The 20754-nt window shown below is 70.9% G+C and carries 19 protein-coding genes; 14 read left to right on the top strand and 5 right to left on the bottom strand.

Translation table 11 applies throughout. The annotated features are described in order from the left end of the window. Positions 1-27 precede the first annotated feature (27 nt). From ABB55_RS07125 to ABB55_RS07090, 8 genes are all read left to right on the top strand, one after another. Complete coding sequence (locus ABB55_RS07125) at positions 28-1653, top strand: (2Fe-2S)-binding protein (RefSeq protein WP_054358193.1); 1626 nt, start codon at positions 28-30, stop codon at positions 1651-1653. An 8-nt stretch (positions 1654-1661) separates the two neighbouring features. Then, the gene (locus ABB55_RS07120; protein WP_054358192.1) at positions 1662-2837 is read left to right on the top strand and encodes an NAD(P)/FAD-dependent oxidoreductase; all 1176 of its coding nucleotides are present in this window, start codon (positions 1662-1664) and stop codon (positions 2835-2837) included. A gap of 83 nt (positions 2838-2920) precedes the next feature. Then, on the top strand, positions 2921-3919 hold the full coding sequence (locus ABB55_RS07115; RefSeq protein WP_054358191.1) for a GlxA family transcriptional regulator: 999 nt from the start codon (positions 2921-2923) through the stop codon (positions 3917-3919). Between the two features lie 99 nt (positions 3920-4018). Further along, positions 4019-4672 (top strand): ABC transporter permease, encoded by a 654-nt coding sequence (locus ABB55_RS07110; protein ID WP_054358190.1) that lies wholly within the window; start codon positions 4019-4021, stop codon positions 4670-4672. Next, the gene (locus ABB55_RS07105; protein ID WP_054358189.1) at positions 4669-5775 is read left to right on the top strand and encodes an ABC transporter ATP-binding protein; all 1107 of its coding nucleotides are present in this window, start codon (positions 4669-4671) and stop codon (positions 5773-5775) included. The genes ABB55_RS07110 and ABB55_RS07105 overlap by 4 nt, the downstream gene beginning before the upstream one ends. A gap of 1 nt (position 5776) precedes the next feature. After that, the gene (locus tag ABB55_RS07100) at positions 5777-6505 is read left to right on the top strand and encodes an ABC transporter permease (protein ID WP_054358188.1); all 729 of its coding nucleotides are present in this window, start codon (positions 5777-5779) and stop codon (positions 6503-6505) included. Between the two features lie 92 nt (positions 6506-6597). Next, complete coding sequence (locus tag ABB55_RS07095; protein WP_054358187.1) at positions 6598-7488, top strand: glycine betaine ABC transporter substrate-binding protein; 891 nt, start codon at positions 6598-6600, stop codon at positions 7486-7488. Positions 7489-7622: 134 nt separating this feature from the next. Beyond that, a complete protein-coding gene (locus ABB55_RS07090) occupies positions 7623-8456 on the top strand; it encodes a nitrilase-related carbon-nitrogen hydrolase (protein WP_054358186.1) in 834 nt (277 codons plus the stop codon). Positions 8457-8478: 22 nt separating this feature from the next. On the opposite strand, the gene ABB55_RS07085 is transcribed toward ABB55_RS07090, so the two are convergent. Together ABB55_RS07085 and ABB55_RS07080 are read right to left on the bottom strand one after the other, a co-directional pair. Next, complete coding sequence (locus ABB55_RS07085) at positions 8479-9846, bottom strand: MmgE/PrpD family protein (protein WP_054358185.1); 1368 nt, start codon at positions 9844-9846, stop codon at positions 8479-8481. Between the two features lie 283 nt (positions 9847-10129). Beyond that, entirely contained in the window at positions 10130-11077 is a 948-nt protein-coding gene (locus tag ABB55_RS07080) for a LysR family transcriptional regulator (RefSeq protein ID WP_054358184.1), read from the bottom strand. A 159-nt stretch (positions 11078-11236) separates the two neighbouring features. Between ABB55_RS07080 and ABB55_RS07075 the strand changes: the two genes are divergently transcribed. After that, positions 11237-12178: a ring-cleaving dioxygenase gene (locus ABB55_RS07075; RefSeq protein WP_054358183.1), complete on the top strand. Its 942-nt coding sequence runs from the start codon at positions 11237-11239 to the stop codon at positions 12176-12178. 123 nt (positions 12179-12301) lie between these two features. Here ABB55_RS07075 and ABB55_RS07070 read toward each other — a convergent pair whose 3' ends face one another. From ABB55_RS07070 to ABB55_RS07060, 3 genes are read right to left on the bottom strand one after another with little or no spacing between them, the layout of a single operon-like run. After that, on the bottom strand, positions 12302-13117 hold the full coding sequence (locus tag ABB55_RS07070) for an enoyl-CoA hydratase/isomerase family protein (RefSeq protein ID WP_054358182.1): 816 nt from the start codon (positions 13115-13117) through the stop codon (positions 12302-12304). A 21-nt stretch (positions 13118-13138) separates the two neighbouring features. After that, positions 13139-14434 (bottom strand): NAD(P)/FAD-dependent oxidoreductase, encoded by a 1296-nt coding sequence (locus tag ABB55_RS07065; RefSeq protein WP_244471986.1) that lies wholly within the window; start codon positions 14432-14434, stop codon positions 13139-13141. A 7-nt stretch (positions 14435-14441) separates the two neighbouring features. Beyond that, positions 14442-15074 (bottom strand): helix-turn-helix domain-containing protein, encoded by a 633-nt coding sequence (locus ABB55_RS07060; protein ID WP_054358181.1) that lies wholly within the window; start codon positions 15072-15074, stop codon positions 14442-14444. A 98-nt stretch (positions 15075-15172) separates the two neighbouring features. On the opposite strand from ABB55_RS07060, the gene ABB55_RS07055 reads away from it, so the two are divergent. From ABB55_RS07055 to ABB55_RS07035, 5 genes are all read left to right on the top strand, one after another. Beyond that, a complete protein-coding gene (locus ABB55_RS07055; RefSeq protein ID WP_054358180.1) occupies positions 15173-16756 on the top strand; it encodes a phytoene desaturase family protein in 1584 nt (527 codons plus the stop codon). Then, complete coding sequence (locus ABB55_RS07050; RefSeq protein WP_054358179.1) at positions 16753-17601, top strand: ABC transporter permease; 849 nt, start codon at positions 16753-16755, stop codon at positions 17599-17601. Before ABB55_RS07055 ends, ABB55_RS07050 begins: the two co-directional genes overlap by 4 nt. After that, positions 17598-18374: an ABC transporter permease gene (locus tag ABB55_RS07045; RefSeq protein ID WP_054358178.1), complete on the top strand. Its 777-nt coding sequence runs from the start codon at positions 17598-17600 to the stop codon at positions 18372-18374. Before ABB55_RS07050 ends, ABB55_RS07045 begins: the two co-directional genes overlap by 4 nt. Beyond that, positions 18371-19429, top strand: a complete 1059-nt coding sequence (locus tag ABB55_RS07040) for an ABC transporter ATP-binding protein (protein ID WP_054358177.1) — start codon at positions 18371-18373, stop codon at positions 19427-19429. The genes ABB55_RS07045 and ABB55_RS07040 overlap by 4 nt, the downstream gene beginning before the upstream one ends. 181 nt (positions 19430-19610) lie before the next feature. Beyond that, entirely contained in the window at positions 19611-20666 is a 1056-nt protein-coding gene (locus ABB55_RS07035; RefSeq protein WP_054358176.1) for an ABC transporter substrate-binding protein, read from the top strand. Positions 20667-20754 lie beyond the last annotated feature (88 nt).

The raw sequence follows: 20754 nt of genomic DNA, 5'->3' as shown, positions 1-20754 counted from the left end.
GTCCTCCCATCCGGACCCGAGCCCACGATGACAGAAGTCCGTCCAGACCCGAAATCCGTCGCCGGCAAGGCGGTTCCGCCCGCCGAGACGGCCGACCTCGTGGTCATCGGCGCCGGTCCGGCCGGCCTTGCCGCCGCCATCGAGGCGGCACGGGCCGGTCTCGGCGTGATCCTGGTCGACGAGCATCCGGTCGGCATCGAGGTGATGGGCGACGAGGTGCCGCTGCATTTCGGCCAGGCCATGACCGGCGCGGTGCGCAACCGCAACGCCATGATGGAGGCGGTTCTCGCCGCCGCGCCGGAGATCGAGGCGGCGGTCGAGGCCGGCGTCGATGTCCGCCTCGGCACGGCGGCCTGGGGCCTCTATGCCAACGGGCCGGGTCTCGCCTGGCTGCCCGGCACGCTGGTCGGCGTCGCGGCCGACGGCGTCGCGCATCTGATCGGCGCCCGGCGGGTGATCGTGGCGGCCGGGCGGCGCGACATGGGGCTGGCCTTTCCCGGCTGGGACCTGCCCGGCGTGGTCGGGGCGACGGCGGCGGTCACGCTGGCGCGCCGCTATCAGGCGTTGGCGCCGCGCCGCGTCGTGTGGCTCGGCTCCACGTCGGAAGCCCTCGCCGCCGCGCTCGACCTGAAGGCGGCCGGCGTCGAGATCGCCGCGCTGGTCGAATGCGCGGCCGCGCCGGTCGGGGCGCCGGATCTCGTCGCCGCGCTCGCCGCCGGCGGCACCGAGATTCTGGCCGGCCATGCGGTCCGCCGCGCCGAAGGCGCAGATCGGGTCGCGTCGGTGACCGTGGTCCCGGTCGATGCCGCCGGTGCCGATGCGGGGCCGGCGCGCAGCATCGCCTGCGACGGCGTCGTGCTGGCCGTTGCGGCGGTGCCGGTGGTCGATCTGCTCGACGCGGCCGGGTGCCGGATCGGCTTCGATCCGGCGCGCGGCGGCCATGTGCCGGTCGTCGACGGCGACCAGCGGACCTCGATCGCGGACATCCATGCGGTCGGCGACTGCGCCGGCCTCTGGCCCGCCAAGGCGCGCGATCCGGAGATTGCGCGGGCCGAGGGCCGTCGCGCGGCGCGGGCCGTGGTGGCAAGCCTCGGCGGCGCCGCCGGACCGGAGGCGGCGCCGACGGACGGTCCCGGGCAGCCGGAGGTCGATCCATCCGCCTACCGGACCGCCTGGGTGGCGGCGAGCGTGGTGCATGCCGCTCGGGACTGCACGGTCTGCCAGTGCGAGGAGGTGACGGCGCGGGAGATCCTGGAGGTCCGCCCGCCGCGCTATCTCGATGCCGCGCACGATGCGCGCAACGACCGCTCGCTCGCCTCGCTGCTCGGCGAGGGGCCGCCGGACCCCGATCAGGTCAAGCGCCTGACGCGCGCCGGCATGGGGCCGTGCCAGGGGCGGCGCTGTCGCGAACAGGTCGCCGCGCTGCTGGCGATCGGCGGCGCCGTGCCGCTCGATCGCATCCGGCTCGCCAGCCACCGTGCGCCGGTCAGGCCGCTGTCGCTGGCGGTGCTCGGCAGCCTGCCGGAGCATCCCGATCAGGCGGCGCATTGGGACAGCTGGTTCGGCATGAAGGGCCAGTGGCGGCCCTTCTGGGAGGTTCCGCCGCAATTCCGGGTCGGCGACGACGCCGATGGGCCGCAGGTCAGCGAGTGAGGGGCGCCATGGAGGATATCCGCAAGGCCGCCGTGGTGATCATCGGCGGCGGCGTCACGGGCCTGTCGGCCGGCTGGTGGCTGGCGCGCGACGGCATCGACGTGGTCGTGGTCGAGAAGGGCACGCTCGGCGCCGAGGCCTCGGGCCGCAACGGCGGCGGCTGCTCGCATCACCATTCGCCGCTGTTCCGGGAAGAGCAGCGGCTCTGGCCGATGATGGACGAGCTGCTCGGCTATCCGACCGAGTTCCGCCCCAACCGCGTGCGCCTGGCGCGCAGCGACGAGCAGATGGTGCTCTACGGGCGGGCGCTGACCAACGCCGCCGCGCAGGGCTTCCGCTCCGAGGTGCTCGACGCGAAGCAGGCGCAGGAGTTGGTGCCGCTGGCCGGGGAAGGCATCGTCGGGGGCTACTACTATGCCTTCGGCGGCCACGCCAATCCGCACCGCACCCTGCAGGGCTATGCCTGGGCGATGCAGGACCACGGCGGCACGCTCCTGCAGAATTGCGCCGTCACCGGCTTCCGCCGGGCGGGCGGGCGCGTCGTCGCGGTGGAGACCGAGCGCGGCGCGATCGCCTGCGACCACGTGGTGATCGCCGCCGGGCCGCATACCGGCCGGCTCGCCGCGCTGCTCGGTGCCGACATCCCGCTCGCGGTCGCCCGGGCCGAGATGATCGTCACCGAGGCCCTGCCGCTGATGCCGCTCGGCGGCGTCGACGGCAACGGCCTCTATGGCCGCCAGACGCTGCGCGGCAATCTCGCCTATGGCGGCGGTCCGCATGAATGGCTCGACCTGCCCCATGAGGGCGCGCCGCCCAAGCCCTCGACGCCGCTCGCCGGCAACATCGCCCGGCGCGTCGCCGAACTGCTGCCCAAGGCCGCCCATGCCCGGGTGATCCGCTCCTGGGCCGGCGTGATCGAGAATACCCCGGACGGCCGGCCGATCATCGACCGGCTGCCCGAGCCCGACAACGTGATCGTCGCGACGCTGTCGAGCGTCGGCTTCGGCCTGTCGCCGGCGAGCGGCCGGGCGATCCGCGACCTCGTCGTCGACCGCGCCTGCAGCTTCGCCGATCTGTCGACCTTCCGCCTCGACCGCTTCGCCGCGCTGGAACCGGACTGGCGCGAACGGCTCGGCTGGCTGTCCGCGGAGGCCTTCGCGCATCGGCAAGGGTCCGCCGTCTAGAGGCCGAAGGTTCGGTCGTAAATCTGTTGTCGATGTCGATTATCTGATAGACTGCCCGCACTCCATGGGACGTGCGGGGAACGATGGCCACCGATACCGACACGAAAGCGATCGCCTTCCTGCTGGTGGAAGGCCTCTCGATGATGAGCCTCGCCTCGGCGATCGAGCCGCTGCGCTCGCTCAACCGGCTGGTCGGGCGCGAGGCCTGGCGCTGGCGGCTGGTCAGCCTCGGCGGCCGGCCGATCGCGGCTTCGAACGGCATTCCGCTGCCGAGCGAGCCGGCCGAGCAGGCGGTCTCCGAGGCCGACATGCTGTTCGTCTGCGGCGGCCTGCGCATCCAGTCGGAGGACGAGCGCTCGTATCTGGCGCTGCTGCGCAAGGCGGCGCGCGCCGGCATTCCGATCGGTTCGCTCTCGACCGGCTCCTACCTGCTTGCCCGGGCCGGCCTCCTGGACGGCTATCGCTGCACGATCCATTGGGAGAACCGGCCGGCCTTCCAGGAGGAATTCCCGGATCTCGACTGCACTGACAAGATCTACGAGATCGACCGCGACCGGCTGACCTGCTCGGGCGGAACCGCCGCCATGGACCTGATGCTGCATCTGATCCAGCAGCGCCACGGCGCCGATCTCGCCCGCCGGGTTGCCAACCAGTTTCACCACGAGCGCATCCGCAACGAGCGCGACAACCAGCATGGCGGCAGGCTCGAGCGGCTCGCCGGCCTGCCGGCGCCGCTGCGCACGGCCGTGACGCTGATGATCGAGCATACCGAGGACATGCTGGCCATTCCGGCGATCGCGCGCCGGGCCGGCGTGACGGCGCGCCAGTTGGAGCGGCTGTTCCTGCGCTACTGCGAGATGACGCCGACCCGCTACTATCTGGCGCTGCGGCTCGACCGGGCGCGCGAACTGCTGATCTACAGCGATCGCCCGATCTTCGAGATCGCGGTCGCCACCGGCTTCACCTCGGCGTCGCATTTCAGCCATTGGTTCAAGCGCATCCATGGCGAGCGTCCCTCGGAGCTTCGCTCCGCCCGGCAGGCCCGCCACGACATGGCACCCCCGCCGGGCCTGCATCCCTGAGGTCGAATTTCTGGCCCCTGGCGTCGTTTCGCTGACGCCCGTGCCCGGTCGGCTGCCTGACACTTCTCCCCGGAAACAGCGGATTTCGGGGGCTCTCGCATGGAGACGTTCGCCTTCATCCTGGCGAACCTGCCGGTGATCGGGCAGCGCATGCTCGAACACGTCTCCCTGGTCGCCGTCTCGGTCGGGGTGGCGATCGCGACCGGCGTGCCGATCGGCATCGCCATCACGCAGAGCCGGGCCGCCGCGGACCGTGTGCTCTATGTCGCCGCGATCGTGATGACCATCCCGTCGATCGCGCTGTTCGGCATCCTGATCCCGATCCTGTCGACCATCGGACACGGCATCGGCTATCTGCCGGCCGTGATCGCGCTGATCCTCTATGCGCAGCTGCCGATCATCCGCAACACCTATACGGCGATCATGAATGTCGACCCGGCCCTGCGCGAGGCGGCGCGCGGCATGGGCATGACCACCCTCGACCGGCTGCGCCGGGTCGAGATCCCGGTCGCCCTGCCGGTGATCGTCACCGGCATCCGCAATGCCGTCGTGCTGAACATCGCGATCGCCGCGATCGCGACCTATATCGGCGCCGGCGGGCTCGGCACCTTCATCTCGCGCGGCATTTCCCAGACCGATATCCGCCAGCTCCTGACCGGGGCGCTGGCCGTCAGTCTGCTGGCGATCCTGGCCGATCTGGCGCTTCTCGGCGCGCAGCGGCTGATGACCTCCCCGGGCTTGAGGCCGCGATGATCCGACTGGAACAGGTCTCCAAGCAGTTCGGTCCGGTCACGGCGGTCGACCGCGTCGACATGGTCGTTCCGGCCGGGGCGGTCTGCGTCCTGCTCGGCCCGTCGGGCTGCGGCAAGACCACCACCATGCGCATGATCAACCGGCTGATCGAGCCGACCTCCGGCCGCATCCTGGTCGACGGACGCGATACCGCCACGGTCGACCAGGTCTCGCTGCGCCGCTCGATCGGCTACGTCATCCAGCAGATCGGCCTGTTCCCCAACATGACCGTCGAGGACAACATCTGCGTCGTCCCCGATCTGCTCGGCTGGCCGCGGGCGAAGGCGCGCAAGCGCGCCGCCGAACTGCTCGAGCTCGTCAATCTCGATCCCGGCATCTTCCTCAAGCGCTACCCCAAGGAACTCTCCGGCGGCCAGGCGCAGCGCGTCGGCGTCGTCCGGGCGCTGGCCGCCGATCCGCCGGTGCTCCTGATGGACGAGCCCTTCGGGGCGATCGACCCGATCAACCGCGAGGTCATCCAGGACGAGTTCATGAAGCTCCAGGCGGAGCTCAGGAAGACCGTCGTCTTCGTCAGCCACGACATCGACGAGGCGGTCAAGATGGCGACGCGCATCGCCATCTTCCGCGACGGCCGGCTGATCCAGTACGACACGCCCGACCGCCTGCTCGCCCATCCGATCGACGCCTTCGTGGCCGAGTTCGTCGGGTCCGACCGCACCTTGAAGCGGCTGCGCCTGATCCGGGTCGCCGAGGCCATGATGGCCGACCCGCCGCGCGTCACCGCCGAGGAGACGGTCGAGACCGCCGTCGGCCGCATGCAGGACCACGGCCATGTCGCCATCGTGATGGTCGGGCCGCGGGGACGGGCGCGCGGCGTGGTGCGGCTCGATGCGGTCCGCGAGGCGAGGGGGCTGGTCGGCGAGCACCAGGAGCCGCTGCCGGGCGTCGTCAACGTCAAGGACGACCTGCGCGCCGCCGTCTCGCAGATGTTCACCCATGGCGTGACCTGGCTCGCCTGCGTCGACGACGAGGGCTTCTATCGCGGCTACATCACCCAGACCGGCATCACCAGGATGCTCGGTGCGACCGCGGGCGAGGGCTGACATGCGCGCGGGCGGGCTCGGCGGTCTGGCGCGCTTCGCCTTCGTGGCCGGCGTTTTCGCGCTCGGCGCCTGGCTGCAGGCACGCGGCACGCTGCCGTCGATCCTGCAGCATCGCGGCGACGTGATCTATCTCGCCCGCCAGCATCTGGTGCTGGCGGCGATGTCCGGGGCGATGGCCATCGCGGTCGGCGTGCCGCTCGGCATCCTCTTGACGCGCGAGCGCTATGCCGCGATCGCCGGGATCGTGACCCAGATCGTCAATCTGGGCACCACCATCCCGACGCTCGCCCTGATCGCGCTGGCCATGTCGGTGCTCGGCATCGGCGCGCCGCCGGCCGTGTTCGCCCTCTTCGTGCTGACGCTGCTGCCGATCCTGCTCAACACCGTCGCCGGCCTCAACGCCGTGCCGCCGCCGCTGGTCGATGCCGCACGCGGCATGGGCATGACGCCGGGCCAGATCCTGCGTCGGGTCGAACTGCCCAATGCGGTCTTCGTCATCCTGGCCGGCATCCGCACGGCGCTTGCCATCAATATCGGCACGGTCCCGCTCGCCTTCCTGATCGGGGCGGGCGGGCTCGGCGAACTGATCTTCACCGGCATCGACCTGATGGAGCCCGGGATGCTGCTGGCCGGGGCGATCCCGACCGCACTGCTCGCCGTCGCCGTCGATTTCCTCATCGGCCAGATCCAGTTCTGGTTCGTGCCGAGGGGCGTCAATCCACTGCGCTGATCCCGCTCAAGACCCGCAACCGAGGCGGCTCGCCGCCCGCAACAGCAACCGCGGCACTGCAGCCGTCCGCAAATGCAACCGGAGACCCGACCATGCTGAAACGCAGCCTTCTCGCCTTCGCCTGCGCCGCACTCGCCGTCCTGGCCGCGCCGCGCGACGCCGCCGCCCAGACCGTCGTGGTCGGCGGCAAGAATTTCACCGAGCAGCAGATCATGTCGGAGATGACGACGCAGCTCCTGCGCGCCAAGGGCTTCACGGTCGACAAGCGCGCCGGCCTCGGCACCGCGCCGCTGCGCCAGGCCCAGGAGGCCGGCCAGATCGATCTCTATTGGGAATATACCGGCACCTCGCTGATCAACTTCAACAAGATCACCGACAAGCTCGATGCCGCCCAGACCTACGCCAAGGTCAAGGAGCTCGACGCCGCCAAGGGGCTGGTCTGGCTTCAGCCGTCCAAGGCCAACAACACCTATGCGCTCGCCATGCGCAAGGATGACGCGGCCGCCAAGGGGATCAAGTCGCTGTCGGATCTGGCCGCCAAGGTCAAGGGCGGCGCCGGCTACAAGTTCGGCTGCAACGCGGAATTCTACTCGCGCGCCGACGGCCTGACGCCGCTGCAGAAGACCTACGATTTCGAGTTCGGCCGCGACAACGTCGTGCGCATGGATACGGGCCTCGTCTATCAGGCCCTGCGTGACTCGCAGGTCGAAGTCGGCCTCGTCTTCGCCACCGACGGCCGCGTGCCGGCCTTCAACTTCGTCATTCTGACCGACGACAAGGGCTACTTCCCGACCTATGCGATGACGCCGGTCGTCCGCAAGGAGACGCTCGACAAGAATCCGAAGCTCGCCGAGATCCTGAACGGCCTGTCGGCCAAGCTCGACGACGCCACCATGGCCAAGCTCAACGCCTCGGTCGATGTCGAGAAGAAGACCATCGAGGAGGTCGCCACCGGCTTCCTGAAGGCGCAGTCGCTGATCTGACCGGCTGATGCACGGCAGGCCGGCGGCACACCGTCGGCCTGCCGCCGCCTGCGGCAGTCGCCCCGACCCTCCGAGACCACAGCGGCCGGCATGCCGCCGTGGTCCGCTGTCGTTGTCCCCGGAGCCCTTCCGCCATGACCCGCCTGCGCGTCGCCGCGGCCCAGATCGAATGCCGGCCGGGTGATCTTGCGGCCAATCTCGGTCTGCATCTCGAGGCGATCGGCGCGGCCCGGGCGGCCGGGGTCGATCTCGTGGTCTTCGCCGAACTGTCGCTGACCGACTATCTCGGCGCGCCCGATTGTGCGGCCCTGGCGCTGCCGCCGGACGCCGCCCCGTTCGCCGAAATCGCCGCGGCGGCCGGACCGATGGCGGTTTCGCTCGGCTTCATCGAGCGGGCGGCGGACGGCCGCTGCCACAACGCCCAGGCGCTGCTGGCGGGCGACGGTGGGCGCACGGTTCACCGCAAGCTCAATCTGCCCGGCTACGGGCGGCTGACCGAGACCCGCCACTATGCCGGCGGCGACCGGCTCGATCCGGTTCCGCTCGGCGGCTGGTCGGTCGCCACGCTGATCTGCGCCGATGCCTGGAACCCGGCGCTGCCCTGGCTGGCCGCGCTGCGCGGGGCCGATCTGCTCGCCCTGCCGACCGCCTCGGCCCGCAGCGCGGTGGGGGCCGAGTTCGACAATCCGGGCGGCTGGCGCACCGTGCTTGCCCATACCGCGCTGGTCTACGGCTTGCCGACCGTGTTCGTGAACCATTGCGGCACGCGCGGCGCGCTCGATTTCTGGGGCGGCTCGCGCATCCTCGATGCCGACGGATCGGTCCTGGCGCAGGCCGGCGAGGGGCCGGAGCTGCTGGTCGCCGATCTCGCGCTCGCCCGGGTCCGCCGCGCCCGCGACCTCCTGCCGACCATGCGCGACGCCGATCCGGACCTGATCGCGCGCCTGCTGGCAGCGTCGGCCCAATAGCCCGATGGGCGGCGGATGCGATCTACCCGACGATGGTGCGGGCCGGGTTCGCCGGCGCGTCGGCGGCCTCCAGGACCAGGTCGCGCAGGTGGTCGACCGCATGGGCCGGGCCGGTGCCCAGCGCCAGCACGGTATTCTCGATCAGATGGGCGCGGACAGGGCCGAGATGGGCGGTCGCGCTGCGATATTTCTCGACGATCTCGCTGGAATCGAGCGGGTTGAGTGGACCGCCGCGGGCGACCGTCCAGGGCGAGGTCACGGTTCGGCCGTCCCGGGTGGTCAGGGTGACGACGGCGAAACGCTCGGCCGGGAAGCGGGCCTCGATCTCGGGATCGACGACGAGGCGGATGCGCTCGGACAACGCCAGCACCTCGGCATCCGCCAGTCCGGCCCCGACGATCTCGTCGGCGCCGACCCGGCCGCGGAGAATCGCGCAGGCGAGCGGGAAGGGCAGGCTGTACTGCGCCTCTTCGGTGGTCGCGGGCCGAGCACTGGCCAGCCGGATGGCCGCCGCGAAGCTGCGCACCTCGACATCGGCGACATCCGCACCGGTGAGGCCATGGTCCAGCATGAGGCCGCGCGCGGCCTCGATCGCCGGCTGGGCCCAGCGGCAGACCGGATAGGGCTTGAAATACTGGTCCTCGATCGTCCAGCGCCGGCCGAGATCCGCCCAGATCGCCGCCTGTTCGGGGGCCTCCAGGGTGATCGCCGGCGCGCCGGTGAAGCCGTCGGCGGCCAGGAAGGCGGCCGAGACGCCGGCCAGCGCCCCCCAGCCGGAGCCGTCCTTGACCATGGTCGGATAGTCGATGCAGCGCATCATCTGGCTGCGCGGCCCGTGATACTCGGCGATGCCGAGCGCCTCGCGCGTCGCCGCATTGGAGAGGCCGAGCAGGCGCGCGCCGAGGCCCGCGCAGGCGATCGCGTTCCAGGCGCCGGAGGTGTGGTAGTCGCAGGCCGAGGCATGCAGGGCGATGCCGGCGCGGGTCGCGATCTCGTAGCCGAGCACGATCGCGGTCAGGAGTTCGCGGTCGTCGATCGCCAGGCCGCCGGCATCCCAATAGGCGAGGATCGCCGGCAGGATGGCGACGCCGGCATGGCCCTTGGTCAGGGCATGGCCGTCATGGGCATCGTAGCTGTCGATCAGCGAGGCGCCCGCGAAGGCCGCGCCGACCTCCGAGGCCCGGCGCCCGTCGAACAGCATCCGGGCGCCGCGGCCCTCGCCCGGGCCGAACTGGCGGGCGGCATGATTGAGCGCGATGCGCGCGAGGTCGGTCTTGCGGCCGGCGGCGGCGACGCCGACCAGGTCGAGCAGGCAGCGCTGCGCCGCCGACCGGACCGCGGGCGGCAGGTCGTCGAAGGCGAGGGCATGGATGAAATCGACGACCGGCATCGGCGCATCACTCCTTGAGGGCGGGACCGGCCCGGGCGCGGTGGGCCGGCGGCGGCTGGCGACGCCGGATCGCGGGCGCCACGGTGGACCGCCGGGGTGGACCGCCGGGGTGGGCCGCCGGCCGGACGGCGGCAGCCCGCCGGCGGATGCCAGTGTCGGGCGGGAAGCGGAGGCGCGGCACCATCCCGGCGACATGGTCGGCGAGATAAGCGACCTGCCGCGGACCGCGCCGGTAGGTTGCCGGATCGGGTTCTCCCGAGCCCCCGGGTGGGGCGGCGCCCGGTCAGGCCGGCGCGGCCTCGACCGCCATGTCGTCCGCGGCGGTGCGGCCTTCCAGCAGGGGACGGCAGCGGGTCAACTCGGCGCCCATGACCTCCAGAAAGGCGCGGATGCGGGCGGCATGGCGCAGGTCGGGATGGGTCAGAAGCCAGAGGTCGGTAGCGAAGGCCTCGATCGTCGGGCCGAGGCGGCGGAGACCGGGGCGCAGGTCGCCGACGAAGCAGGGCAGGTGGCCGATGCCGAGCCCGGCCTCGACCGCCTCGGCGAGGCCGAGCACGGTGTCGATCCGGCAGGCGAGCCGCTCCGGCGCCACCTGCTCGCGGGCATGGCGGACCGCCGCGATGGCGCCGAGCGCGTCGCCGAGCGCGACCCAGTCGCGGTCCGCGAGCCGCGCCGCCTCGACCGGTCCGGGATCGGGGAAATCCTGGGCGCGGCCGTAGAGCGCCCAGGCGATCCGCGCGATCCGCCGGCCGACCAGCGTCTCCGGCGGACGGTCGGTCGCCCGGATGGCGATGTCGGAATCGCGCCGGGACAGATCGAGCGCCCGGTTGCCGATGACGATGTCGAGCCGGATGCGCGGATAGCGCCGCCGGAACACGGCGAGAAGCGGCGTCAGCAGATGGATCAGCAGGGAATCGTTGGTGGTGACGCGCAACTCGCCGCTCGGATCCGGCGCGCGGCCGGCGATCCGGCGGGTCAGGGCCGTGATCTCCTCGTCCATGCGCAGGGCGAGCCCGACCACCTCCTCGCCGGCGGCCGTCACCGCGTAGCCGGTGCGGATGCGATCGAACAGGCGCAGGCCGAGCACCCGTTCGATCTGGTTCAGCCGGCGGAACACCGTGGAATGGTCGATGCCGAGGCTCGCCGCCGCGGCCGGCAGGGCACGCGCCTCGGCGATCGCCTTGATCACGCGGAAATCGTCCCAGGCGAGAGACTTGGCGGCGTCCGGCACGATCGCACTCCCGTGGTTTCCGTGGTGCAATATGGATTGCCGAGAGGCGATCATATCATTGCATCCGTGCAATCGAAAGCGCATGCGCCGAGGGCTCGGGATGCCTATCTGTGGAGCCATCAAGGCCCCCGGTTCTGGCCGGGGCAAGGAGGTTCCGCCATGACACACGGCATCCATCACGTCACCGCCATCGCCGGCCCGGCGCGTCGCAATCTCGATTTCTACACCCGCGTGCTCGGCCAGCGGCTGGTCAAGAAGACCGTCAATTTCGACGATCCCGGCACCTATCACTTCTATTTCGGCGACACGGTCGGCCGGCCCGGCACGATCCTGACCTTCTTCCCCTGGGCCAATGTGGCGCCGGGCCGGCTCGGCCTCGGCGAGACCCAGGAGACCGCCTACCGCATCCCGGCGCGTTCGCTCGGCTGGTGGACGCAGCGCTTCATCGAGGCCGGCGTGCCGCACGAGGCGCCGGAGAAGCGCTTCGGCGAGACGGTGCTGCCGTTCCGCGATCCCGACGGCATGCGCCTGGCGCTCGTCGCGGTGCCGGGTGCGGAGGCTGAACCGGCCTGGGACGGGTCCGAGGTGCCGGCTGAACACGCCCTGCGCGGCTTTCACGGCGTGACGCTGCTGCTCGATCGCAGCGAGCCGACCGCCGCCATCCTGACCGACGTGCTCGGCTTCGAGGCCGGCGGCCAGGAGGGCAACCTGACGCGCACCATCGCGCCCGGGGCCGTGCAGGGCGGCATCGTCGACCTGAAGGCCGTCGGCGGGTTCCTGCCGGCCCGGCCGGGTGGCGGCTCGGTGCATCACGTCGCCTTCCGGGCGGCGGACGATGCCGAGCAGGAGGCGATGGTGGCGCGGCTCGCCGAGAACCACGGCATCCGCACCACCGAGCAGCGCGACCGCAACTACTTCCGCTCGGTCTATTTCCGCGAGCCCGGCGGCGTGCTGTTCGAGATCGCGACCGATCAGCCCGGCTTCGCCGTCGACGAACCGGTCGATGCGCTCGGCACCGCCCTGAAGCTGCCGGCCGGGCTGGAGCGCCAGCGCACCCGGATCGAGGCGGTGCTGCCGGACCTGACGCCGGAAGCCGTCTGACGGCGCTGACGAAGGAGCCCTCACGCGATCCGATGATCGCGTGAGGGCATCATCCTGCGATGCCGTCATCGCCCGGCCGGTGCCCGATCTCCGGGTGCCGGCCGGGCTTTGCCTTGTCTGCGCTCAGGAGGCCGCGCGCGCGTCGCGCCATTCCAGCGCGGCCTTGAGGCCCTGCTCGCGGCGGATGCGGTCGAACTCGGCGCGTTCGGGGCCGCCCGAGCCCTCGATATAGATGTCCAGTTCCAGTGCCGAGGCGAGCGCGGCGCGCAGCCCCATGGCATCGAAGCTGCGGTTGATGGCGAGCTTGGTCAGCCGCACCGCCGCCGGGGCCGCCGACGCCATGCTCTCGGCGATGGCGATCGCCCGATCGAATTCCTCGCCGTCGGGGACGACGTGATTGACGATGCCGAGCGCCAGGGCGCGGGCGGCGTCGAGCCGGTCGTCGCCGGTCAGCAGCAATTCCTTGGCGGCCTTCGGGCCGGCGATCCAGGGCAGCAGAAGCGCGACGGCGCCGGAGCCGAACTTGACCTCCGGGGCGCCGAAGCGCGTCGAGGCGGCCGCGACGGTCACGTCGCAGGCGAGCGACAGCTCGAAGGCGCCGCCGATGCAGTAGCCGTGCACGGCCGCGATGGTCGGCTTCGGGCAGTCCCAGAAGCCCATGATGAAGTCGAAATCGGCCTCCAGCATCCGCCGCCAGTGCGGCAGGGTGCGGCTGCCCGCGGTGGCCGCGCCGGCCTTCAGGTCGAAGCCGGCCGAGAAGGCGCGGCCGCTGCCGCGCACCACGATCGCCAGGATGCGGTCGTCGGCGCCGAGCGCCTTCAGCGCCCCCATGGTCTCGTCGACCAGGACGCCGTCGAAGGCATTGAGCACCTTCGGACGGTTGAAGGTCAGGACGGCGATGCGGCCGCGGATGTCGACCTCGATGGTCTCATAGGTCAAGGGTCTTCCTCCCGGGATGGATCACCCGATGCCGAGGCGATCGAGCGCGCGATAGAGCGTGATGGTGGCGGTGACGCCCAGCGCCTTGAAGGCGTGGAACGGGATCGGCCGGATCGGCGTCACCGGCAGGATCGGCTCGGCGCGCGGATCGCGGTCGAGCCGGGCGAGTTCGATGCCCATGGCGGTCTGCAGGCCGATGCCGCGGCCCTGGCAGCCGATCGCGACCGTCAGCCCCGGTTCCGGCCGGTGCAGGCGCGGCATGTAGTCGGGATGGATCGCGACCCGGCCGCCCCAGCGGTGGGTAACCGGGATGCCGGCGAGCGCCGGAAAGAGCTTGCGCAGGTCGCGCACGATATGCGCCCAGTCGGCCTCCGGCCCCGGCTCGCGATAGGGACCGCGGCCGCCGAGCAGCAGCCGGCCTTCGCCGTCGAGCCGCCAGTAGCGGATGATGCGGCGGGTATCGGACAGCACCTCGCCGCCCGGCAGCAGCGTCGGGCGCAGGGCGGGCGGGATCGGCGCCGTCGCGATCTGCAGCGAGTTGGCGGCGACCACCGACGGCGCGAGGCCCGGCACCAGGCGGTCCGAATAGGCATTGGTGGCGACGATCACGCGCTGTGCGCGGATGCGGCGGCCTTGAGCGGTCGTCGCCGTCCAGCCGAGGCCCTGCCGCTCCAGGGCGGTGACGCGCTGGCCGGCATGGAGCCGCGCGCCGTGGGCGAGCGCGACGCGGGCCAGTTCGCGGGCATAGGAGAGCGGCTGCAGCGCCCCGGCGCGCCGGTCGACGAAGGCGCCGCGATAGATGTCGGTCCCGGCGATCGCGGCGACGCCGGCGCGGTCGAGGAGTTCGACCGGGGCACCGCGCCGCTGCCAGTCGTCGGCGCGGCGCCGGGCCCGTTCGAGCGCGGCCTCGGCATGGAGCGCCTGGACCCAGGCCGTGCGCCGGGCCTCGCAGGCGAGGCCATGGCGTTCGACCAGCCCGAACACGGCGTCGGCGGTCGCCCCGGCGAAACGCCCGATGCGCGCGCCGACCTCGGGGCCGAACATCGCCTCCAGCTCGCCCGGATCGTATTTCAGGCCCGGGATGATCTGCCCGCCATTGCGCCCGGAGGCGCCCCAGCCCGGCGCCTCGGCATCGAGCAGGATCGCGTCGGTGCCGGCCTCGGCGAGGTGCAGCGCCGCGGTCAGGCCGAGATAGCCGCCGCCGACGACCAGGACTTCGGCGACCCCGTCATTGACGAGCGGCGCCAGCGGCGGCGCCGGGACGGCCGTCTCTTCCCAGACGTTTCGGGCCGGAATCGGGTTCGCCATGGCGGTCATGCGCCTTTCAGTAGCTCGGCGGCGTGATGGCCCAGATCACCTCCGCCTCCTCGTTGCCGGGGTTGCGGTAGCGGTGGGGCAGGTGGCTCGGAAAGCCGAAGCTGTCGCCGGCTTCGAGCAGGAAGATCTTGCCGTCGATCCACAGTTCGAGCGAGCCGCGCAGGACCACGCCGGCCTCCTCGCCGGTATGCGAATAGGGCGCATCGCCGGACGACGAGCCGGGCGGGAAGCGGCTGGCCAGCAGTTCCAACTGCCCGGCCAGCGAGGGGCTCAGCAGTTCGTCGACGATGCCGGCCGAGTAGTCGAGCCGGCGGCGGCGGTTGCGGCGCACGACCAGGTCGCGTTCCTCCGCCGGGACCTCGCCGGCATCGAAGAACCAGCTGATGGTGACCCCGAGCGCACGGCTGATCGCATGCAGGGTGTTGATCGACGGCGTCGACATGTCCCGTTCGATGAGGCTCAGATAGCCGACGGAGACGCCGCACTTCTCCGCCAGCACCGCCAGCGTATAGCCGCGCGCCTTCCGGAGCGTCCGGATCTCGCCGCCGATCCGCCGTTCGGACGGATCCGCCGGGGCGGCCTCGGGCAGCGATTCGGTCGGCGCGGGACGGCCCGCACGGCGCAGTCTGGGGACTTCCATAATTTTCTCTCACTAAAAATATGACCGCATTTTTTTAGCTTGACAAAAATAGTAGGGGGAAGCCCTTAATTTGTAAACCGGACAGGGAGCGGTCTCACATGGCGGCACGCTACGACGCGATCGTGATCGGCGCGGGACACAACGGACTGACCTGCGCCAGCTACCTCGCCCGCGCCGGGCTGAAGACGCTGGTGCTCGAACGACGCCCGGTCATCGGCGGCGCCGCGGTGACCGAGGAGATCATCCCGGGCTTCAAGTTCTCGGTCTTCAGCTACCTGATGAGCCTGCTGCATCCGAAGGTCATCGCCGATCTGGAGCTCCGGCGCTTCGGCTTCGAGGTGCTGCCGGCCTCCGACATGTTCGGGCCTCTACCGGGCGGCAACCACATCCTGTTCAGCGATTCGATGGAGAAGACGCAGAAGAGCTTCGCGCGCTTCTCCCGCAAGGATGCGGAGATCTATCCGGAATTCGACAAATATCTGATGGAATCGGTCGCCATCGTCCGCAAGATCCTGCTCGACACGCCGCCGGATCCGACCTGCCGGGACTGGAAGTCGTTCAAGCAGACGGCCTCGTTCCTGTGGAAATACCGCAAGGTCGGCGGCAAGCTGTTCCGGCTGATCGACCTCTTCACGATGAGTGCGGACGACTATCTGTCGGAGTGGTTCGAGTCCTCCGAGGTGAAGGCGGTCCTGGCCTACTATTGCGGCATCGGCACTTTGGCCGGACCAAAAAGCCCCGGCTCCGCCTACGTGATCACCCATCACGTCATGGGCGAGCATGCCGGCGCCGGCGGCTGGGGCTTCGTGCGCGGCGGCATGGGCACGATCACGCAGGCGATCGCGGCTTCTGGGCGCGAGAAGGGGCTGGAGATCCGCACCGAGGCCGAGGTGGTGGCGATCGACACGGCGAACGGAAGGGCGACCGGCGTCACGCTTGCCGACGGCACCCGCTACGAGGCCGGCATCGTCGCCAGCAACGTCTCCGCCAAGCTGACCTTCCTGAAGTTCCTGCCGAAATCCGCGCTGCCGTCCGAATTCGTGCGCGATGTCGAGAGCTACCGGACCTATTCGGGCGCCTTCAAGATCAACATCGCCTGTGAACGCCTGCCGCAATACACCGCCTTCGATCCCGCCGTCTGCGGCTTCGAGTATCCGAGCTACACCCATATCGGGCCGACCATCGAATATCTCGAGAAGGCCTATGACGACGCCAAGTACGGGCGCTGGTCGGCCGATCCCTTCATCACCCCGGTGACGCCGAGCTTCGTCGACAAGACCGTCGCTCCGCCCGGCAAGCATGTCGTCCACCTGTTCGGCGGCCACGCCCCCTATAAGCTCGCCGAGGGCGACTGGGAGACGCGCAAGGACGAGTTCGTCCGCAACGCGCTGCGCGTGGTCGACGAGCATGCGCCCGGCTTCTCGGACGGCATCATCGGCATGCAGGTGCTGACCCCGCCCGACATCGAGCGGATCATCGGCTCGCCGCACGGCCACATCTTCCACGGCGAACTGCAGATCGACCAGCTGTTCTGGTCGCGGCCCGCGCCGCACTATGCCGACTATCGCAGCCCGATCGCCGGGCTCTACCAGTGCGGCGCCTCGGCCCATCCGGGCGGCGGCGTCGGCGCGGTGGTCGGCCACAATGCGGCGCGCGAGATCCTGAAGGATCTCGGCAAATGAGCGGCGCGGGCGGGACCTCGAAAGGAGCGGCGGCGGCGCTGATGGCGCCGGCCCTGCTGGTCGTCGCGATCGTCTTCCTGGCCCCGCTCGTCCGCCTCTTCGCCATGAGCTTCGAGGCCAAGGCCGGCCCGATGGCGACCTATCTCGAAGTCCTCGGCGACCCGATCTACCGCCATGTCTTCGTCAACACCTTCGTGGTCTCCGCGACCGTGACCGTGGTGGCGATCGCGATCGCCTATCCGACCGCCTTCGCGCTGACCCGGATCGGCCCGGCCTGGCGGACGCTGCTGTTCGCCTGCGTCCTGTTCCCGCTCTGGATCAGCGTCCTGGTCAGGACCTTCTCGTGGATGCTGCTCCTGGAGCGCAACGGGCCGATTAACCGCGCGCTGGTCGGCTCGGGCCTGATCGACCAACCCCTGTCGCTGCTCTTCAACCGCACCGGCGTGCTGATCGGCATGGTCCAGGTGCTGCTGCCCTATGCGGTGCTGCCGATCTATGCTGCGGTGCTCCGCATCGATCCGGCGCTGATCCGGGCGAGCGAGGGGCTCGGCGCCTCTCGGCTGCGCACCTTCCTGTCGGTCCTGCTGCCGCTCTCGATGCGCGGCGTCGCGACCGCGGCGACCTTCGTCTTCCTGCTCGCGCTCGGCTTCTTCATCACCCCGGCGCTGCTCGGCGGGCCGGCCAGCATGACCCTGTCGATGCTGATCGACAGCCTCGTCAACGAGCGGCTGGACTGGCCGCTGGCGGCGGCCGCCTCGATGGTCCTCATGGTCGCCGCGCTGATCGTCGTCGGCCTGGCCGGGCGCTTCGTCTCGGTGCGCGCGATCGCGGAGGCGCACCGATGAGCGGGCGCGTCTGGCTCTACGGCTTCGTCGCCCTGACGGCGGCCTATCTGGTGCTGCCGATCATGGCGGTGGTGCCGGCCGCCTTCAGCGCGCAGAGCTTCATCAAGCTGCCGCCGGACGCCTGGTCGCTGCGCTGGTGGACGGCCTTCGCGGCCGATGCCAGCTGGCGCCGCACGCTGGTGACCAGCCTGCAGGTCGCCGGCCTGACGACGGTCGTCGCGGCGCTCGCCGGCACGGCCGCCGCCCTCGGCATCGACCGCTGCGGTCCGCGCCTGAAGCTCTTGTTCGGCGCCCTGTTCCTGGGGCCGGTGGTGACGCCGGTGATCGTGATCGCGGTGGCGCTCTACGCCATGGCGCGGGCGGCCGGGCTGGTCGGAACCCTGACCGCCCTGGTGCTTGCCCATACCATGCTGGCGCTGCCCTATGTGGTGCTCAATGTCGGCGTCTCGCTCGGCGGGCTCGACCGGCGCCTGCTCCTGGCCGCGGCCGGGCTCGGTGCCGGACCCTGGCGCATCTTCCGCACCGTGACGCTGCCGCTGATCGCGCCGGGCGTCATCGGCGGCGCGGTCTTCGCCTTCGTGACCTCGTTCGACGAGGTCGTCCTGTCGATCTTCCTGTCCGGACCGACGGTGAAGACCCTGCCGGTGCGCATCTGGGAGGAGATCCGGGTGGAATACACGCCGCTCGTCGCCGTCGCGGCGACCATCATGCTGACGCTCGCCCTGCTCGCTGCCCTGGTCAGCCGGCTGATGACAAAAAGGGCCGCCACATGAGCACCGTCCGCTTCGAGGGCATCGCCCGCCATTTCGGCCCGGTCCGCGCGCTGCTGCCGACCGACCTCGACATCCCGCAGGGCGAGTTCCTGACCCTGCTCGGGCCGTCGGGGTCCGGCAAGACGACGCTGCTCAACATCTGCGCCGGCTATCTGGAGCCGAGCGCCGGCCGGCTGATCGTCGATGGGCGCGACGTGACCGCGGCGCCGCCGCGCCTGCGCAACATGGGCATGGTGTTCCAGAACTACGCGCTCTTTCCGCATATGACGGTCGCCGAGAACGTCGCCTACGGGCTCAAGGTGCGCAACGTGCCGCGGGCCGAACTCAGTCGGCGGGTCGACGAGGCCCTGCGCCTCGTCCGCCTGGAGGGCTATGGCGGGCGCGCCATCCGGCAGCTGTCCGGCGGCCAGCAGCAGCGCGTCGCGCTCGCCCGCGCCATGGTGATCGAGCCGGCCATCCTGCTGATGGACGAGCCGCTCGGCGCGCTCGACCGCCAGCTGCGCAAGGAGGTGCAGCTTGAGATCCGCCGCCTGCATCTCGCCCGGCCGCGCACCTCGATCTACGTGACGCACGACCAGGAGGAGGCGCTGGTCATGTCCGACCGGATCGCGGTCATGCGCGGCGGGCGGATCGTGCAGATCGGATCGGGCGCGGACCTCTACGAGCGCCCGGTCGACACCTTCGTGGCCCGCTTCCTGGGCGAATCCAACCTGATCGAGGGCCGCGTCGAGGCGATCGCCGACGGAAGGGCTCGGCTCGCCGTGCCGGGGCTGTCTGCGCCGATCGAAGGCCGCGCGGCGGCCGGGCTGGCGGTCGGGGCCGTCGCCTCGGCGCTCATTCGGCCGGAGGCGATCCGCGCCGCGGCGGGCGGCATCGAGGCGGGCGTGATCGAGCGGGTCTATCTCGGCGAGATCGTCGCCCTGCGGCTGCGGCTCGACGGCGGCCACGAGGTCTGGTCGCGCCGCTTCGCCGGCGAGGTGCCGGCCGGCGATCGGATCGCGATCGGCTGGGATGCCGGCGCCGTCTCGATCTTGCCGCCTGCGGAGGCGGTGTGATGGATAACCCGGCGGGAGCCGCCGGCGCGTGAGACCGGCTTCGGCCGGACGAAACCGAGAAGAGCGGCGGAAAGCCGCCGGAGACGCTGCATGCGGCCGACATCGCCGGGGGCTTGGCCGCCGGCGGTCTCGACCGCCAGATCGGTCAACGCGGCGGGTGCCGCCTGAACGGGAGGTAGAAATGCTGACGAGACGCAGATTGCTGTCCATCGGTGCCGCCGGCCTGGCGGCCGGGCCGGCATTCCTCGCCGGGCGCGCCGCGGCGCAGGGCCGGCCGCTGACCTTCTGCTCGTGGGGCGGTGCGCTCAGCGAGCTGGAGAAGACCGCGCTGCTCGACCCCTTCGCCAAGGCCAAGGGCATCGAGATCGCCCATGCCTCGCCGACCAACTATGCCAAGATCAAGTCGATGGTCGAAGCCGGCGCGCCGGAATGGGACATCGTCGATGTCGGCGGCCGCTTCGTCACCCAGGGCAAGGACCTGCTCGAACCGCTCGACATGTCGCTGATCCCCAACGCCAAGGCGCTCGATCCGGGCTGGGTGACCCCGAAGGGCATCTTCACCTCGACCGGCGCCACCGTGATCGCCTGGAACACCAACGCCTTCCCGGCCGACAAGGGGCCGAAAAGCTGGAAGGACTTCTGGGACGTGAAGGCCTTCCCGGGCGCGCGCGGCCTCTACAAGCAGTTCTACTACAACTACGAGGCCGCCCTGCTCGCCGCCGGCGTGGCGCGCAAGGACGTGTTCCCGGTCACCGACGACAAGATCAAGCTGGCCTTCGACAAGCTGCGCGAGATCAAGCCGCATGTGAAGGTGTGGTGGAATGCCGGCGCCCAGCCGCCGCAGCTCCTGTCGAGCGGCGAACTGGCGATGTCGTCGGCCTGGTCCGGCCGCATCCTGGCCGGCATCAAGGAGAAGGCGCCGATCGCGATGACCTACGAGGACGGCATCGCCTGGGGCAATGCCTGGGTGGTGCTGAAGGGCACGCCGCATCTGAAGGCCTGCATGGAGGCGATCAACTACGCCATCTCGGAAGAGGCGCAGTCGCGGCTGCTCGATGCCGGCACCTACGGCCCGGCGCTGGGGGCGGCCTCCGCCAAGGCGAGCGAGGCACAGCGCAAGGTGCTGGTCACGGCGCCGGAGAATGCCAAGAACATGTTGATCCTCGACGAGGAGCAGGCGGCCGCCTACTCGGCCAAGTACGAGGCCGACTGGAACCGCTTCCAGCTCGGCGGCTGATCGGCGGGCCGGTCCGATCGGCAAGCAAGCAAGAATCCCCTGCGGCGACGATCAGGTCGTTCCTCGCATGGGCCGGAAGGCTCCGGCT

This window comes from Prosthecodimorpha hirschii, from assembly GCF_001305515.1.
GTDB classification, from domain to species: Bacteria; Pseudomonadota; Alphaproteobacteria; order Rhizobiales; family Ancalomicrobiaceae; genus Prosthecodimorpha; species Prosthecodimorpha hirschii.
This window is presented reverse-complemented; position numbering and strand designations above follow the sequence as displayed.